Source organism: Dissulfurispira sp., from assembly GCF_036745535.1.
In the GTDB taxonomy this organism is placed as follows: Bacteria; Nitrospirota; Thermodesulfovibrionia; order Thermodesulfovibrionales; family Dissulfurispiraceae; genus Dissulfurispira.
In genome coordinates, this window is sequence record NZ_DAIOFX010000003.1 from 16,303 (window position 1) to 32,003 (window position 15,701).

The following is a 15,701-nucleotide window of genomic DNA, read 5'->3' on the forward strand; positions in this document are numbered from 1 at the left end:
ATTATTTTCTTACCACTTTTGTTTTTTTTGATTTTGAATAAAAGCCATCAAAGTAGTATAATTACAGTCTTCAGCAATTAAAACAAAGAAAGGAGGTAGCACAATGCCAACAATTGATTTTCAGGGAAAACAAATTGAGGTGGACGAGGACGGGTATCTTGTAAATCTTGATGACTGGCAGAAGGAACTCGGTATCCAGATGGCTAAGGGAGATGGCTTGGAGCTTACCGAAGCCCACTGGGAGGTTATCAACTTCCTCAGAGATTACTATGCAAAGTATCAGATTGCTCCGATGATAAAGATCCTCGTGAAAGAGATCGCCAAGGTCATGGGCCCGGAGAAAGGTAACACAAAATACCTCTACGAACTCTTCCCGGACGGACCTGCAAAACAGGCATGTAGATACGCAGGACTTCCAAAGCCGACAGGTTGCGTGTAGTTCCAAAGATAATGTTTAAGGTTTGGTGCCCCTGTGATATTTCATTCGGGGTACCATCCTTGAACCAAATAAAAACCGATATGCAACCCAGATATGCAACAATTGAACAGCCCATTTGAACGGGGAGGAGGGGTGTCATCTTTACAGAGTATCAGGAGTCTGAGTGAACTCCTGTCAGAGAAAAAGCAGGCCATTTTGGAAAAGTGGTTTGATTCCGTATTAGAGACGTATCCTCACGACACTGCTAAATTCCTCAAGAGACAAAAAGACCAATTTGCCAACCCGGTAGGGAGCACCATTTACAAAGAGATGGGTTCTCTTCTCGATTTGATTGTAAACAGCGCCGATGCAGATAACATAACAAAATCCCTTGACGAGATTATAAGGATAAGGGCAATTCAGGATTTTACACCTTCACATGCCCTTGCCTTTGTTATCGAGCTCAAGAGGATCGTCAGGGAAGAAATAAAAGGCGAGACCTGCGCATCGCAATTAATCGATGAATTGCCGGCATTTGATCGCAGGGTAGACAGCCTTTTACTGCTGTCCTTCGACATATATATGAAATGCAGGGAAAAGATTTACGAGCTTAAGGCCAATGAACTCAGGAACATGACGTCCAAGCTCGTGGAAAGGGCAAACCGTATATTCGAGGCAAAGTACCGCAATGTTGACCTTGAAGATATAATTTCACAAGGCAATAAAACAGAAAGAGGTGAGTAGATGAAGATCTTGTTTCCATTTTTCGCAGTAATATCGCTTGTCCTGCTTGCCGTAGTCGGTGTAAAGGGAGCCAATCTGCACTTCCTTTTCGGAGTCGTTGTCCCCTATGCCGCTGTTTTTACTTTTATCATAGGGGTTATATATCGCGTCTTAAAATGGGCTAAGTCGCCCGTGCCGTTCTCCATAGCAACCACATGCGGACAGCAAAAGACCCTTCCGTGGATCAAACAGAACAAGCTTGAAAACCCTTCGAGCACATTGCATGTTATAGGCAGGATGGCATTGGAGGTGCTTCTTTTCAGGTCACTGTTCAGGAACATTAAAGGGGAGCTGAAAGACAGTTCACGGCTTATTTACGGTTCCGACAAGTGGTTGTGGCTTGCAAGCATTGCATTCCATTATTCTTTCTTGATCGTTTTGCTGAGGCATATAAGACTGTTTGCCGAGCCCGCACCTTTTTATCTCCATCTCCTTGAGACTTTTGACGGCTTTTTGCAGATAGGCATTCCGAGGCTTTTCATAACAGGTGTAATACTGCTTGCTGCCGTAACATTCCTCTTCCTCAGAAGGCTTTATATCCCGCAGGTGCGCTACATCTCCCTTGCAGCAGATTATTTCCCTCTCTTCCTGATAATCGGAATTGCTACAACAGGGATACTGATGAGGTATTTCCTGAAAACCGATATAGTGGGCGTGAAAGAACTCACTATGGGATTGGTGAGCCTTAGTCCTGTTATCCCTGAAGGGGTCGGTGCGGTATTCTATGTCCACCTGCTGCTTGTGAGCATGTTGTTCGCATATTTTCCGTTCAGCAAGCTGATGCATATGGGCGGAGTCTTCCTCAGCCCCACAAGGAACCTCACCGGCAACAGCCGTGAATACAGGCGCATCAATCCATGGAACTACCCTGTTAAGGTACACACCTACGAAGAATACGAGGAAGAATTCAGGGATAAAATGAAAATGGCTGGAATACCTGTGGAAAAGGAGTAAATATGGCAAAGTTTACCGCAAAACCTGCTGAACTGTTAAAAATTGACTTTAAAACACCAAAGACGGATTGGATGGATACCCCAGTTGAAATCAGGGAGCATATGTACTGCCATCCCGCAAAGGCAAAGGATCTTGAGACGGTTGGTTTTCCCAATATACATGAGTGGAGACCTGCCGATGAGAACTGGAACCTTCCTGAGAACTGGAAAGAGACAGTCATAAATGGCATAAAAGAAAGGCTCCAGAAATACCGCTCATTCCATGTCTTTATGGATATCTGCGTGAGATGCGGCGCATGTGCCGATAAGTGCCATTTCTATCTCGGCACCGGCGATCCCAAAAATATGCCTGTTTTGAGGGCAGAGCTCCTGAGGTCGGTGTACAGGAAATATTTCACCACCGGAGGAAAAATATTCGGAAAGACAGCCGGAGCGAGGGAGCTGACAGAGGATGTATTGAAAGAACTCTGGTATTACTACTACCAGTGTACTGAATGCCGCCGCTGTTCCGTATTCTGTCCTTATGGAATTGACCAGGCAGAAATTACCATGATAGGCAGGGAGCTCACCAATCTCCTCGGCTTACAGTTAGGCTGGATTGCAGGGCCTGTCGCAAACTGCTTCATAAAAGGCAACCACCTCGGTCTTGAGCCCCATACCATCAAGAGCAATATCGAAATGATGCTCGACGATATCGAGACCATAACAGGCGTAAGGATTAACCCTACATTTAACAGAAAGGGCGCAGAAATCCTGTTTGTTACACCTTCAGGCGACCTGTTTGCTATGCCGGGCATTTATACCGCTATGGGATACCTTATGCTCTTTCACGAACTCGGACTCGACTATACATGGAGTACATATGCATCGGAAGGCGGAAACTTCGGCTTTTTCACATCAAACGAGATGGCGAAAAGGCTCAATTCCAAGATTTACGCCGAGGCCAAGAGATTAGGTGTAAAGTGGATACTCGGCGGCGAGTGTGGCCATATGTGGAGGGTGCTGCACCAGTATATGGATACATGGAACGGTCCTGCAGATTTCCTCGAAGTGCCCAAGTCTCCAATAACGGGAACTGTATTTGAGAATGCAAAGTCATTAAAGATGATTCATGTCATAGAGTTTGCAGCGGACCTGATAAAACACGGCAAGCTTAAGCTTGATCCGAGCAGGAACGACCATCTTAAGGTGACCTTCCATGACTCCTGCAATGTTTCCCGCGGTATGGGAATGTTCGAGGAGCCGAGATATGTCATCAAAAATATTTGCAACCATTTCTATGAAATGCCGGAAAATACTATCAGGGAAAAGACCTTCTGCTGCGGAAGCGGCACCGGCCTGAATGCCTCTGAAAATATGGAATTAAGGATGAGGGGAGGATTGCCGAGGGCAAATGCAGTGAAATATGTTCGAGATCAACATGGCGTAAACATGCTCGCAAACATTTGTGCAATTGACAGGGCGACCCTTTCTGCAGTAATGGATTACTGGGTGCCTGGTGTGGCTGTTGCCGGAATCCATGAACTCATTGGCAATGCACTGGTGATGAAGGGAGAAAAGGAGAGGACCACCGACTTGCGCGGTGAACCACTTCCTAGAAAGGAGGGCGCTTAACATGTATGATGGCGGGAAAATTTTAATAGGGATAATCATCTTTGTGCTTTTTGTAACATTCCCCTTTTACAATAATGCAGGCAAGGTCAGCGCAAAACCCGAGCCTAAACTGGATACCCCTGTTATTCAGCAATTGGCTGAAAAGAAGTGCGTGGAGCCAAAAGAATTTATGAAGGCAGAACATATGCAATTGTTGGATGACTGGAGGGATTCTGCCATCCGGGAAGGCAAGAGGGTATATATAAACTCAGAGGGCAAGGAGTTCAGGATAAGTCTTCAGAATACATGTATGAACTGCCATTCCAACAAGAAGGAGTTTTGCGATAAGTGCCACAACTATGTAGCAGTAAAACCTTACTGCTGGACCTGTCATATCGAGCCAAAGGAGAAACAGTTATGAGCATGGATAGAAGACAATTCTTAAAAATAGCTGGACTTTCGACAATTGGAATAGGTGCAGGGTGGATACTCAGCAGGCCCGGAGAGTTCCTTGAGGCCTCCCAATTCTTACAGACAAAGGAATTCCTGAAGGCAAAGCAGTGGGCAATGGTTGTTGATATGAGGAAGTTTAAGACAGAGGAAGACTACAAAAAGGTCATCGATGCATGCCATAAAATTCATAATGTCCCGGATTTCGGCAATCCGAAGGACGAGATCAAGTGGATATGGTCAGATACCTTTGAGCATGCATTCCCCGGGCAGGAAAGCGAGTTTATGCCTGAGCAAATGAAGCACAAGCCCTTTGTTCTCCTCTGCAACCACTGTGAAAACCCTCCATGCGTAAGGGTTTGCCCCACAAAGGCCACATTCAAGAGAAAAGACGGCATCACAATGCAGGATCCCCACAGATGCATCGGATGCAGATACTGCATGGCAGCCTGTCCCTTTGGAGCAAGGAGCTTCAATTACAGGGATCCAAAACCGGCCATTAAAGAGCCGAATCCCGAATATCCCACAAGGATGATAGGTGTCGTGGAGAAGTGCACATTCTGCGAAGAGAGGCTCGCTAAAGGCCAAATGCCTGCATGTGTGGAGGCATCCAACGGTGCATTGGCCTTCGGAGATATTTCAGACCCAAATTCCGAAGTCAGGAAAATCCTAAATGCCAATTATACCATCAGGAGAAAGGCTGAACTCGGGACGCGCCCAAGTGTTTATTACATATTAGACATACCAACTTCAGTTGTGTCGGGAGGTGAAAGCAATGCTTGAGAAGGCGTTAGTCGGAAGTAAAAGATACTGGACATGGATATTCTTCTTGCTCGGCGTTGTGGGCATAGGCTTTATCACATATCTTCAGCAGTTTAAATTGGGTTTGGGAATAACAGGACTGAGCAGGGATGTTTCATGGGGACTGTACATAGGGCAGTTCACATTCCTCGTCGGTGTGGCTGCTTCTGCAGTTATGCTTGTTATCCCTTATTACCTGCACGACTTCAAGAAATTCAGCAAGATCGTTATCTTAGGAGAGTTTCTTGCTGTCTCTGCGGTGACAATGTGTATCCTCTTTATTTTTGTTGACATGGGACAGCCGATGAGGATAATGAACGTCATGCTCCATCCTACTCCCAACTCCGTAATGTTCTGGGACAGCGTTGTATTGGGTGGATATTTAGGTTTAAATATAATAATAGGCTGGGCAACACTGCATGCTGATAAAAAGGGGACAATGCCTGCTGCGTGGGTAAAGCCCCTCATATATCTCTCCATACCATGGGCTGTCAGCATTCATACTGTAACTGCTTTCCTGTATGCAGGACTTCCCGGAAGGCATTTCTGGCTGAGCGCAATCATGGCTGCCCGATTCCTGGCATCGGCATTTGCAGGAGGTCCGGCACTTCTCATAATCCTCGCATTGATTGTCAGGAAGTTCACGAAGTTCGATCCCGGCAAGGAGGCGATTCAGGCCATAGGCAAGATCGTCACATATGCGATGATTGCAAACGTGTTTTTCCTATTGCTCGAAATCTTTACTGCTGCCTACAGCACCATACCGGGGCATACACATCCTTTCAAATATCTGTATTTCGGTCTTGAAGGGCATGCAAGGCTTGTCCCTCTGATGTGGACATCATCCATCCTTGCAATAGTATCCCTTGTGCTTCTCATATTCCCGGCCATAAGGAGGAATGAGAGCATGCTGGCACTTGCATGCATATCATTATTCGTATCCTTATGGATAGACAAGGGATTCGGTCTGATCATCGGCGGCTTTGTGCCCAACATGTTCGAAAAGGTCACAGAATACTGGCCAACACTGCCGGAGACCATAATTACCATCAGTGTGTGGGCAGTCGGCTTTCTGGTTCTTACCATACTCTATAAGGTGGCTGTTTCTGTCAGGGAAGAGACAGCGGGAGTTGAGCTGGAGCACTGATAAGGCAGAAAATATTGGACATTTTTGGGTTAAATTTTTTAGATTATAAGAATTATTTTACAGGAGGTGATTAAATGTATCTCGTAGCAGTTGATGCCGCAAAGTGCGAAGGATGCGAGGAGTGCGTCAATAACTGTCCACAGGCCGTATTCAGGATGGTAGATGGAAAGTCCGACCCTTATCAGTCATCCGAATGTGTTTTCTGCGAGACATGCTTGCAGGTATGTGCACCTGGTGCAATTACCATAACGGAGATGTAAGAGAGCAATAAAAAAGGGCGTCCCGAATATTCGGGACGCCCTTTTTTATTTTACCTAATCAGCTTTTCTTGACGTAAAGTTCCCAATAACCCTTGTCCTCAAGCTTTACGGATTCAAACTCATAGCCCTGCTTTTCAGCATACCTCGGAATCGAATCCTCAGCAGATGCAGGAGCGTCACATATTATCTTGAGAATTCCGCCGCTTGCCATTTTCTCCAGTGCTTTTTTGGTTAAGACCAAGGGGTAAGGACATACCCTTCCCAATACATCAAGGGTTTCTGCTACTGGTTGTGATTTCAAATCTGGCATACCTATCCTCCTAAATATTGTTTTAACAGAATAAGAGATGGTCTACGGAGTCCATCTCCTTTTGTATCTCGCTGTAAGGTACTATCTGTGCCTTTGTTTCTCCTCCGATATCCTCTACATCCATTATGAGGTTAGCTTCTTTAATGCCTAATTTCTCAATATCTTCCTTGCATATCAGCAGCTTCATGTCGAGGAGAAGTCCGTTCTTTATATGCTGCTCAATGCTTGTGATGCCGTAGTGTTTCATTGCCTGCTGGCTCTTGAGGCAGTTGAGCACACCGTCGCCGACAAAGCATATGACAGGCTCAACCATATCGCCGTCTTCAAGATATATCTCAACTGTCTGGCTTGCTATAGCATGGGTCATTGCAAGCCTTGAAGCCTCTGTTTTGTATGGAAGTGTCCTTACTATGAATCCGAGTTTTTTTGTTGCCATATTAATCACCTCCTATGTGAAGAACTCTGTCTGCACCGAAGCAGCTTGCAAGATACCAGTCCATGCTGTGTCTTTTCCAGCCTTCCATTGTATCGTCCTTATGATAGCCCCTTGCCTCTGCACATGCCTCACATGCCGTTGCCTGGAAATTGCCTGTTGCAAAGAGTTCTGTGAGTGTTTTTGCAAGGTGTGAATAATCTTTGAATGCCTTTTGACCCTTCTTTGAAAGCATTGTAGCGTTTCCCGAGACCCATAAATCCACTTTGTGGCCTTTCTTAACTGCTGCATCCGATAGTTTAACCGCAAAGTCGAGGGACACGGAGCCGACTAATGATGAAAAACAGCCTATAGTCAATTTTCCCATGATTGCCTCCTTTCTATATCCATATTATTTTTTCATAGTCATTGAAAATAAGGTCAACCACATCGCTGTAAGTGACAGGCTTTACGCGGCTATCCACATCGGCAGAACCGAATCCCCTGCTTTCGAGGTCTTCTGTAAGAACATAAAAGGTTGCAGATTTGTCGAGGACCGGGGATGCCTTTCCGTTCTCCTCGACCGTTGCATGATATACGCCGTTGCCTACAAAGATGATGCCGAGTTTTTCAGCACTTAATCTCTCAATGATGTCAGACCCGCTCCTGAAATCGCTCATAAAAACGCCAAGTTTCATCTTTACACCTCCTGTTCATGGATTTTAGAGTCTGGCATGCAGACTATATTTACAAATAAAATGACAAGCAACTTTACAGGTATGACTTTATACCAGTTATAAGCTATACTTGTCAATAAAAAAATCTGCCAATTCAGCAATTAAAAAACTATATAACTTTTGAGACAGAATTTTATGCCGGACGCAGAAATATGCCTGTATTAAAGCTTCCCGCCTCCTTTTATTTCATCGTCAAACATACCCTTCAAAATCCTCGATGCGCAGAACTGTCCGCACATGGTGCATGAGTCTTCGGCTGATGGCTGCCTTTCGCTTCTTATCCTCACTGCCTCATCCTTTGCAATTGCCAATTCAAACTGCTTATGCCAGTCGAGGTCTCTCCTTGCAATGGACATCTTCTTGTCCCTGTCTCGTTTTTTCAGTTTCACCATATCGCCGATGTATGCCGCTATCCTTGCTGTAATAACACCATGCTTAACATCTTCAGGAAATGGCAGGCCTAAATGCTCTGCTGGAGTCACATAGCAGATGAAATCAGCGCCATAGGCAGACGAGAGCGCAGCGCCGATGGCTGATGTTATGTGGTCGTATCCGGGTGCAATGTCTGTTGTTATCGGGCCTAACATGTAAAATGGCGATTCTCCGCTCATCTTTTTTTCGAGGAGCACATTTGCCTCTATTTCATCGATGGGAATATGTCCGGGTCCTTCCACCATTGTCTGGCATCCCATGTTTCTTCCGATCTCTGCAAGCTCGCAGTTGATTATCAATTCCTGAATCTGCACCCTGTCTGATGAATCATGTATTGCGCCTGCCCTGAATCCATTCCCGAGGCTCAATACAACATCATGCTTTTTTAGTATTTCAACAACCCTGTCGAATTTCTCATACAAAGGGTTTTCTTTATTATTGTGAAGCATCCATGCCGTGAGATACGAACCGCCCTTTGATACAAGTCCACCGTAGCGATAACCCTGCTTTTTCAGTCTTTCTATGGTCATGAGATTTATGCCGCAGTGGATTGCCATGAATGCTACTCCTTCTTCGCACTGCATTTCAAGCACATCCCATAGCAGTTCCTCCGGCATATCTACAGCACTGCCGTATTTCTCTATGGCAATTGCAAATGCCTCATAAAGAGGGACAGTGCCTATCGGGAGATTTATAGCCTCCATAACAGCCCTTCTTATTCCGCGCACATCGCCGCCAACGCTTAAATCCATTAAGGTATCCGCGCCGTGCTGCTCTGCGACCTTTGCCTTTTCCACCTCCATGAGGATGTCAGCAATGTCTGTTGATGTGCCGATGGATGCATTTATCTTTGTCCCCAAGCCTTTGCCTATGCCGACGATTTTGCTTTTTCTGTTCTTATTTGCAGGGATTACTATCTTCCCCGCTGCAACCCTTGACCTTACGGTTTCTACATCGACACCTTCTTCCAATGCCACTTTTTTTACCTCTTCTGTTGTTACTCCTCTCTTTGCCCTTTCAAGCTGTGTCATTGCGCCTCCTATGTTTTCAATAGTATATATAAAATTTTGTCTACCTCGTCTATGAGCTTCTTAAATAACCCTCCATGACTCTTTGAGCTTCCAAAAAGCTCTGTCCGCATTTTCTGTATTTCAGGGTCATCACACTTTTCGTATGTAATATGCCCGTTCTGCATTGCATATCTTTCTAAAATCAAGAGTCGTTTTGCATTTTCTATAAATGGCATAAGCAATTCCTTAATTTTTTTCAGATTGTCTTCAATTTTTTGACCATTGACCATTGACCATTGACCTTTTTTGATTATTTCCGCAATCTCTTTTATCATGGCGTATAATGTGCAGTATTCGAGTCCCCTTACTCCCCTCCGCCACTGTAAAAGCATGGGATTTCTCCAGAACCAGAGAAAGTTGCGAGTGCCGAGTGATATTAAATCATCGACTGCTGATTCAAGGTCGACAAGAATAGATGGAGCAATGGAGTAATGGAGTGATGAGTTAAGTTTCTGGGTTTCTTCTGACTTTTGACCGGAGAGGTATTCCCAGAGATTCTTTAAAACCCTTGCTCCATTTGTGTCGCCTGGTGTATCAAAGTGTATTAATGATAAAATTACTTTGCCTTTTCCGAAACTTCCCTCCACCACTGAAGGCGCATTGTTTAATCTCCGGGGATTCAGATTGATTTTATAAATATCTTCCAATTCCGACCAGCCGCCGTTGGCTTCCACATCTCCTACATTCAAATCCGAACTGAACGAGTCGGAAAGTGCATCTCCATAAGTGGCGAGTATTTTTATGGTCGTATCATTGACTAAAAATTGTGAAGGCCACCATGCGTGAAAGATAGCTGATGGAGTGATGGAGTGATGGAGTAATGAGTTCCATATAGGATGTTCATTTATATTCAGATGAATACGGCCGCTGAAGCTCGGCACTCTCTGTTTTGTGGGCATCCTGTTTATATTTAAAAGTCCTATACCATCAAGCGTTGCAAGGCCTGCTCCTCCGCAGAAACCCAGATAGTTGCCGCCGCTATTCACAAAATTCTTTATTTCGCCGATGCCCTTTTCACCGAGGGTTTTCATCTTATTCGATGCCCACCCGCCGGGCACAAAGAGCATCCTGTAATTTTTTAGTTCTCCTTTCTTTATATCATCCGAACGGATAAGTTCAAAAGAAAGATTACAGGCCTTCAGAGCCTTATATGACATCAATCCCCAAAGAAACGATTCGTCCCATAGAAAAGCAATTGTTTTGTTTCCCATTACTCCAGCACTCCATTACTCCACTTCTTTTCATAACCCCTCGGTGTAATCATATAGTTATTCAATGTAAATGTCTGAGAGTTTCCTATTATCACTGTTGTCTGCATGTCGATCTCGTAATTGAGCATGTCCCCCAGATTTGCGATAATAATCCTTTCATTTTCTCTCGTTGCGCCCTTTACTATGCCTACAGGTGTTTCGGTGCTCCGGTGTTTGAGGAATATAGCCCTTGCCTTATTGATATGCTCAGGCCTTCCCATGCTTTTGGGATTATAGAGGACTGTTACGAAATCAGACATCGCCGCTGCTGCAAGCCTTTTCTCAATTAATTCCCACGGTGTGAGTCTATCTGAAAGGCTTATTACTGCGAAATCATGCATGAGCGGCGCGCCGAGCCTTGCTGCGCAGGCATTCAGGGCAGATATACCGGGGATGACTTCTACAGCAATGCGTGCTGCATTACTTCCTTTTATCCCATTACGCATTACGGATAACGCATTACGGTCTTTAAGTATCTCAAACACCAGCCCTGCCATGGCATATATTCCTGGGTCTCCGCCGCTTATGACAGAAACGGTTTTTCCAGACAGCGCAAGCTCAACTGCCTTTTTGCACCTGTCAATTTCCTGTGTCATGCCAGTGGATACAACCCCTTTGTCTTTGATCAGTTCCTGTATCAAATCGAGATATGTTCCGTATCCAACAATAACATCTGACTTTCTTATGGCATCCTGCGCATAAGGGGTTATATGCTCGATACCACCCGGACCTGTGCCGACAATGTAAAGCTTTGGAGTGATGGAGTGTTGGAGTATTGGAGCAACTAATTCAGCAACTGCGATTGTCACATTTCCGATTTTCTGCTTCGGAACAAGCAACTCCGAAGCGCCTGATGCAAGGAGCGCCGCAGGCTCTGAAACAGCATTTGCGCCTGTTGCCTTAAAGACTGCCTCTGATTTAGCCATGCCTTCAACTGAGTTTAGTTCTTCAGCCTTAAAGCCGGTAATTGTAAATCCATACCTTTGGGCGAATTTGATCAAGCCATCTTCTTTACACTTTATGTCAATAGTTGCGAGGGAGTGAATGGACAGAAACGAGAGATTATTATTTTTAAGTACAGCCTTGACTGCTCCTTCTATCTCTTCTTCTGATGTCCCACTGTTGCATCCGATGCCTACAATAAGATTTTTAGGGCGAAGATAAAGCTGTCCTTTTGCGCGGCATGAGCCTGTCGAACATTCTGCGGATGAGCATTGAGGTTCTTTTAAATAAATATCTTTTTTATTTGTTATGATCGCATCTGCAAATCTGGGCTCGCTTACCTTGAGAAATTCATCAGGCAGAGATATTTCTATTTCTGAATATACGCGCAATGCGCCATTGTTAAGGTATCGCGTGGCAACATGCGGCATTATCTCCCAGTCTTCGATAGCGAGACTATTTTCTGATACCCATATATCTATCGCAGTCAGGTTATTTACATCGGATGCGGTTGTTATAATTGCTTCGCCTTTCAAAAAATTCGCAATCTCTTTTGCCAGTTTGTTTCCTCCGCCTAAATGTCCGCTTAAGAGGCTTATGGCATATTTCCCTTTTTCATCGAGAACAACAACTGCAGGATCTATTTTTTTGTCTTTTATTAAAGGCGCTATAGTCCTTACCACAATGCCTGTTGCCATGATAAATATGAGATTTTTGCATTCATTCCATATCTCAGGAACAACTTCTGATTTGAATTTTAAAATTTGAGTATCCTTATAAAGACTTTTAAGCCTTTCAGCGAGCTTCAATCCATTTTCTGTTATATAAAATATTGCGGTTTTATTTTCTATATTCATGCTTAAAATCCTTGTTATAGAGTTTTGATTCCTTGCCTAAAGAACTCTCCGACGCCATTAATGATTTGCCTATATAAATTAATGCGGTCTTTTTAATACCGGCATCTTTCACCATCTCGACAATATCTTTCAATATACCTTTCAGAATTCTCTGCTCAGGCCATGAAGCCTTTTCAATGACTACAACTGGAGTATCTTCGGGATAGCCCTCCAAAAGCTCATCTTTTACTTTTTCGACCATTCCCACACTCAAAAAAATCACCATTGTTGCTTTATGCTTTGCCAATTCGCTCAACTTCTCGGTTTCGGGAACAGGCGTCCGTCCTTCCATGCGTGTAAATATAACGGTTTGGCTGATTTCGGGTATGGTGAGTTCCTGTCCAAGCAGAGCTGCACCTGCCATTGCTGAAGATACGCCGGGAATGACTTCGTATTCAATATTTAATCCTCTCAACCGCTCTATCTGCTCTGATATGGCGCTGTAAAAGGATGTGTCGCCTGTGTGCAGTCTGACAACTGTTTTCTTGGCTGCAATGGACTTTTTAATAACTTCTGTTGTCTCATCGAGTGTCATGCTCGCAGAGTTATATATCTCTGCCTTTATGCCCTTTAATAATTCAGGGTTAACAAGGCTTCCTGCATAAATAACGACATCAGCGTTATCGAGCAGTTTCCTGCCCTTAATGGTTATCAGTTCAGGATCTCCCGGCCCTGCTCCTATGAAATATACCTTACTCATTTCTTGATTATCACCACCGAAAAATAGTTGAGGTCGCCTTCCTTGATGTCCCTTATATTTTTGAATATCTTTTCATCATCCATGCCTGCCCGTGAGACATAAACTGCATTATTCGTTAGATTCATTTCATTAAGAATAGTTAGAACCCTATCAAAGACCCTGTGAACCTTCATGAGAACGATGGTGTCAAACCTCTCCAGAGTCTCTTTTATGTTATCAGTGTAGGTTGCAGGAAGGATGGCGATTTTTTCATCAGCAAGGCTTAAGGACAGGTTTGCCCTTGCTGCTGCGGTATTTATGGATGACACGCCTGGAATTATTTCTATACTGAGTTCAGGATTGAGTTCGAGGAGCTTGTCGTATAAATAGAAAAATGTGCTGTAAATTGTAGGGTCTCCGATAGTGATGAAAGCCATATCGGTGCCTTTATTCAACCTGCTATAAACCGTCTCGATTGTCTCCTGCCATTTGGTATCAAGCTCGCAATCAGGCGCATTGGAGTATTGGAGTGCTGGAGTATTGGTTTTTGTTTTTCTCATGGGGAAATGTGCTTCGATAATCTCTTTGCCATCGAGATTCAATGCCTTTTCCACAATGGATAATGCAAGGCTGCTGCCTTCCTCCCTTCCTTTTGGAACGCAGATGCATTGCACTTCTTTAAGGATTCTCACTGCCTTTAATGTCAACAGTTCAGGATCTCCGGGACCGACACCTATTACATAAAATTTTCCCGTCATTTTTCACCTTTTATCACAAACACGGGATTCAATGCGCTCATATGTCTTTTGCCTGCTATATCCTTTGATCTCGCTACAGATATCTCAGAGACCTCTGACTCGAATCCATTGCTTCCAAGGTGTCGAATTGCCTCATTCAAAGTCTCTATGGTTGTGGCATTTATGACAATATGTTTGCAATCCATGCTGGAGATAAAATCTATTATCTCTTTGAGCCTTCCGCTGGTGCCCCCAACAAACACCCTGTCAGGAGATGGAAGGTTTATCAAGGCATCAGGGGCTTCACCGCTTATTATTTCAATATTAAGTGAGTTAAATCTCTCCTTATTTTCTCTGATATGGTTAATTTGTTCTTTGTCTTTTTCGACAGCAAAGACCTTCAATTCCGGATATAATCTCGCAGCCTCTATTGATACAGAGCCGGAGCCTGCGCCGATATCCCAGAATACGCCTCTTTGTGGAAGCCTTAATTTATGTATCGTCACCGCCCTTACTTCGTCTTTTGTTATCAGTCCTTTGGAGTGGGAAATCTCGGTCTCTTTTAATCCAAAGGCGGTGGCTGATGACTGACCGTTGATGGCTGACCGCTGAATTATTACCACATTCGGCTCTGAAAACGTCATTCCTGCAATCTCTTCAGGCGAGCCTTCTGTAATTTTCTCATCCTGGTAACCCAGCCTTTCGCAGACATACATAACAGGCAATAGGCTATGGGCAATAGGCGATAGGTTAAGGATTTTGGCTATTTCTGAAGGATTGTTTTCTCTGTCTGTAAGTATGGCGACTTTATTATGTCTTTGCAGTAAAGATGGAATATCATTTATCGTATACGGCAATTTTCTTCTCTTTTCCGGGTCAGGCCCTCCATGAAGACTCATTAAAAATGCATCGTCCCACGGCTCTTTTATCCTTGAAAATGCAATCTGAACGCTCGATAAGTCAGGCAATATCTCAACCATGTCTCTCCCAAATTCTTTAACAGCCCTTCTGCCTATCCCGAAAAACATGGGGTCTCCGGAAGCGAGGAGGACGACGGGGGATGCTGGGGTGCTGGAGTGCCGGAGTAATGGGTGTATGAAGTTTATTGTTTCATTTACATTATTAATCACCTTCACCTTATCCTTAATCGCCTCAAATTCATCATAGCCTTTAAAGATTTCAAAGAGCCTGTTGGATGCAAGGATGACCCCTGCATTCAAAACAGCCTCCCTTGCCCTTTTGTCAAGGGATTTGTAGCCGATGCCTATGACATAGAGTCTGCTCATAATTGGTTTGACATTTCCGTTGCAAAAGAAGCCCGAAGGGTTTGGACATATGTCTTTTGCGACATGTTAATCGCAGTTGCAGGCATATTTAAATAGAACACCCTTTATTTTTTTATTTTTTTTGATTCTTTTGCTTTCCTAAATTTCTCGACTCCTTTTAGTGCCAATTCAATATTATATTTACGGGATGGTAAAAAACATTTTTAACCTCTACACATACTTTTGCAATAATCCACGCTATAAGCAAGTACTCAGCTATTCTCCAATTCACACTATCATTTTTTGTTCCAATATATCCAAGTAAATGACCTATAGCAAAGCCTCCAATTGTTCCGACGAGGCTACTTTTCCGATTTGAAATCTTTTCCATACCGCCTCCGCCGTGTATTGAGAAGCAAGATAATTAATCATTTTTACCCATTCAACCCTTCCTTTAATCCACACCCTTTCAAACAAATCATTTCTTTTCTTTATGATATCTCTTATGAACTTATATTCTGGAAAGAATAACAAGTAGGCCGTCCCAAATAATACAATTATCCAAC

Annotated in this window: 19 protein-coding genes; 8 read left to right on the plus strand and 11 right to left on the minus strand. The window is 43.9% G+C overall.

Translation table 11 applies throughout. The annotated features are described in order from the left end of the window. Positions 1-103: 103 nt before the first annotated feature. From V7L97_RS01375 to V7L97_RS01410, 8 genes are all read left to right on the plus strand, one after another. Positions 104-439: a TusE/DsrC/DsvC family sulfur relay protein gene (locus V7L97_RS01375; RefSeq protein WP_333652627.1), complete on the plus strand. Its 336-nt coding sequence runs from the start codon at positions 104-106 to the stop codon at positions 437-439. Positions 440-571: 132 nt separating this feature from the next. Further along, positions 572-1,162, plus strand: a complete 591-nt coding sequence (locus V7L97_RS01380; protein WP_333652629.1) for an RsbRD N-terminal domain-containing protein — start codon at positions 572-574, stop codon at positions 1,160-1,162. After that, positions 1,163-2,155 carry a sulfate reduction electron transfer complex DsrMKJOP subunit DsrM gene (gene dsrM / locus V7L97_RS01385; protein WP_333652631.1) on the plus strand — a complete coding sequence of 331 codons (993 nt, stop codon included), beginning with the start codon at positions 1,163-1,165 and terminating at the stop codon, positions 2,153-2,155. A gap of 2 nt (positions 2,156-2,157) precedes the next feature. Next, the gene (gene dsrK / locus V7L97_RS01390) at positions 2,158-3,768 is read left to right on the plus strand and encodes a sulfate reduction electron transfer complex DsrMKJOP subunit DsrK (RefSeq protein WP_333652634.1); all 1,611 of its coding nucleotides are present in this window, start codon (positions 2,158-2,160) and stop codon (positions 3,766-3,768) included. Position 3,769: 1 nt separating this feature from the next. After that, positions 3,770-4,168, plus strand: a complete 399-nt coding sequence (dsrJ, locus tag V7L97_RS01395) for a sulfate reduction electron transfer complex DsrMKJOP subunit DsrJ (protein WP_333652637.1) — start codon at positions 3,770-3,772, stop codon at positions 4,166-4,168. After that, positions 4,165-4,980: a sulfate reduction electron transfer complex DsrMKJOP subunit DsrO gene (dsrO, locus tag V7L97_RS01400; protein WP_442891718.1), complete on the plus strand. Its 816-nt coding sequence runs from the start codon at positions 4,165-4,167 to the stop codon at positions 4,978-4,980. Before dsrJ ends, dsrO begins: the two co-directional genes overlap by 4 nt. Continuing rightward, positions 4,973-6,145 carry a sulfate reduction electron transfer complex DsrMKJOP subunit DsrP gene (dsrP, locus tag V7L97_RS01405; protein WP_333652643.1) on the plus strand — a complete coding sequence of 391 codons (1,173 nt, stop codon included), beginning with the start codon at positions 4,973-4,975 and terminating at the stop codon, positions 6,143-6,145. The genes dsrO and dsrP overlap by 8 nt, the downstream gene beginning before the upstream one ends. A gap of 74 nt (positions 6,146-6,219) precedes the next feature. Beyond that, complete coding sequence (locus tag V7L97_RS01410) at positions 6,220-6,405, plus strand: 4Fe-4S dicluster domain-containing protein (protein WP_333652646.1); 186 nt, start codon at positions 6,220-6,222, stop codon at positions 6,403-6,405. Positions 6,406-6,463: 58 nt separating this feature from the next. Here V7L97_RS01410 and V7L97_RS01415 read toward each other — a convergent pair whose 3' ends face one another. From V7L97_RS01415 to V7L97_RS01465, 11 genes are all read right to left on the minus strand, one after another. Beyond that, on the minus strand, positions 6,464-6,715 hold the full coding sequence (locus tag V7L97_RS01415) for a sulfurtransferase TusA family protein (protein WP_333652648.1): 252 nt from the start codon (positions 6,713-6,715) through the stop codon (positions 6,464-6,466). A gap of 22 nt (positions 6,716-6,737) precedes the next feature. After that, positions 6,738-7,151, minus strand: coding sequence for a DsrE family protein (locus tag V7L97_RS01420; protein WP_333652650.1), 414 nt, complete (start codon positions 7,149-7,151; stop codon positions 6,738-6,740). 1 nt (position 7,152) lies between these two features. Beyond that, positions 7,153-7,515: a DsrE family protein gene (locus V7L97_RS01425; protein WP_333652653.1), complete on the minus strand. Its 363-nt coding sequence runs from the start codon at positions 7,513-7,515 to the stop codon at positions 7,153-7,155. Between the two features lie 13 nt (positions 7,516-7,528). Then, positions 7,529-7,825 carry a DsrH/TusB family sulfur metabolism protein gene (locus V7L97_RS01430; RefSeq protein WP_333652656.1) on the minus strand — a complete coding sequence of 99 codons (297 nt, stop codon included), beginning with the start codon at positions 7,823-7,825 and terminating at the stop codon, positions 7,529-7,531. 200 nt (positions 7,826-8,025) lie between these two features. Continuing rightward, positions 8,026-9,327 carry a phosphomethylpyrimidine synthase ThiC gene (thiC, locus tag V7L97_RS01435; RefSeq protein WP_333652659.1) on the minus strand — a complete coding sequence of 434 codons (1,302 nt, stop codon included), beginning with the start codon at positions 9,325-9,327 and terminating at the stop codon, positions 8,026-8,028. Between the two features lie 8 nt (positions 9,328-9,335). Then, positions 9,336-10,577, minus strand: a complete 1,242-nt coding sequence (locus V7L97_RS01440) for a BPL-N domain-containing protein (protein ID WP_333652662.1) — start codon at positions 10,575-10,577, stop codon at positions 9,336-9,338. Continuing rightward, the gene (gene cobJ, locus V7L97_RS01445; RefSeq protein WP_333652665.1) at positions 10,577-12,415 is read right to left on the minus strand and encodes a precorrin-3B C(17)-methyltransferase; all 1,839 of its coding nucleotides are present in this window, start codon (positions 12,413-12,415) and stop codon (positions 10,577-10,579) included. The genes V7L97_RS01440 and cobJ overlap by 1 nt, the downstream gene beginning before the upstream one ends. Then, positions 12,399-13,154 (minus strand): precorrin-4 C(11)-methyltransferase, encoded by a 756-nt coding sequence (gene cobM / locus V7L97_RS01450; protein ID WP_333652668.1) that lies wholly within the window; start codon positions 13,152-13,154, stop codon positions 12,399-12,401. The genes cobJ and cobM overlap by 17 nt, the downstream gene beginning before the upstream one ends. Beyond that, positions 13,151-13,891, minus strand: coding sequence for a precorrin-2 C(20)-methyltransferase (cobI, locus tag V7L97_RS01455; protein ID WP_333652671.1), 741 nt, complete (start codon positions 13,889-13,891; stop codon positions 13,151-13,153). The genes cobM and cobI overlap by 4 nt, the downstream gene beginning before the upstream one ends. Beyond that, a complete protein-coding gene (cbiE, locus tag V7L97_RS01460) occupies positions 13,888-15,156 on the minus strand; it encodes a precorrin-6y C5,15-methyltransferase (decarboxylating) subunit CbiE (RefSeq protein ID WP_333652674.1) in 1,269 nt (422 codons plus the stop codon). Before cbiE ends, cobI begins: the two co-directional genes overlap by 4 nt. A gap of 309 nt (positions 15,157-15,465) precedes the next feature. Further along, positions 15,466-15,701 (minus strand): hypothetical protein (locus tag V7L97_RS01465; RefSeq protein WP_333652677.1); only part of this gene is annotated, 236 nt, incomplete at its 5' end.

Excerpts from the sequence above, each read along its gene's own strand:
- V7L97_RS01375 (WP_333652627.1), top strand. The coding sequence starts at position 104 with ATGCCAACAATTGATTTTCAGGGAAAACAAATTGAGGTGGACGAGGAC.
- dsrM (WP_333652631.1), top strand. The coding sequence starts at position 1,163 with ATGAAGATCTTGTTTCCATTTTTCGCAGTAATATCGCTTGTCCTGCTT.
- dsrK (WP_333652634.1), top strand. The coding sequence starts at position 2,158 with ATGGCAAAGTTTACCGCAAAACCTGCTGAACTGTTAAAAATTGACTTT.
- dsrJ (WP_333652637.1), top strand. The coding sequence starts at position 3,770 with ATGTATGATGGCGGGAAAATTTTAATAGGGATAATCATCTTTGTGCTT.
- dsrO (WP_442891718.1), top strand. The coding sequence starts at position 4,165 with ATGAGCATGGATAGAAGACAATTCTTAAAAATAGCTGGACTTTCGACA.
- dsrP (WP_333652643.1), top strand. The coding sequence starts at position 4,973 with ATGCTTGAGAAGGCGTTAGTCGGAAGTAAAAGATACTGGACATGGATA.
- V7L97_RS01410 (WP_333652646.1), top strand. The coding sequence starts at position 6,220 with ATGTATCTCGTAGCAGTTGATGCCGCAAAGTGCGAAGGATGCGAGGAG.
- V7L97_RS01415 (WP_333652648.1), bottom strand. The coding sequence starts at position 6,715 with ATGCCAGATTTGAAATCACAACCAGTAGCAGAAACCCTTGATGTATTG.
- V7L97_RS01420 (WP_333652650.1), bottom strand. The coding sequence starts at position 7,151 with ATGGCAACAAAAAAACTCGGATTCATAGTAAGGACACTTCCATACAAA.
- V7L97_RS01425 (WP_333652653.1), bottom strand. The coding sequence starts at position 7,515 with ATGGGAAAATTGACTATAGGCTGTTTTTCATCATTAGTCGGCTCCGTG.
- V7L97_RS01430 (WP_333652656.1), bottom strand. The coding sequence starts at position 7,825 with ATGAAACTTGGCGTTTTTATGAGCGATTTCAGGAGCGGGTCTGACATC.
- thiC (WP_333652659.1), bottom strand. The coding sequence starts at position 9,327 with ATGACACAGCTTGAAAGGGCAAAGAGAGGAGTAACAACAGAAGAGGTA.
- V7L97_RS01440 (WP_333652662.1), bottom strand. The coding sequence starts at position 10,577 with ATGGGAAACAAAACAATTGCTTTTCTATGGGACGAATCGTTTCTTTGG.
- cobJ (WP_333652665.1), bottom strand. The coding sequence starts at position 12,415 with ATGAATATAGAAAATAAAACCGCAATATTTTATATAACAGAAAATGGA.
- cobM (WP_333652668.1), bottom strand. The coding sequence starts at position 13,154 with ATGAGTAAGGTATATTTCATAGGAGCAGGGCCGGGAGATCCTGAACTG.
- cobI (WP_333652671.1), bottom strand. The coding sequence starts at position 13,891 with ATGACGGGAAAATTTTATGTAATAGGTGTCGGTCCCGGAGATCCTGAA.
- cbiE (WP_333652674.1), bottom strand. The coding sequence starts at position 15,156 with ATGAGCAGACTCTATGTCATAGGCATCGGCTACAAATCCCTTGACAAA.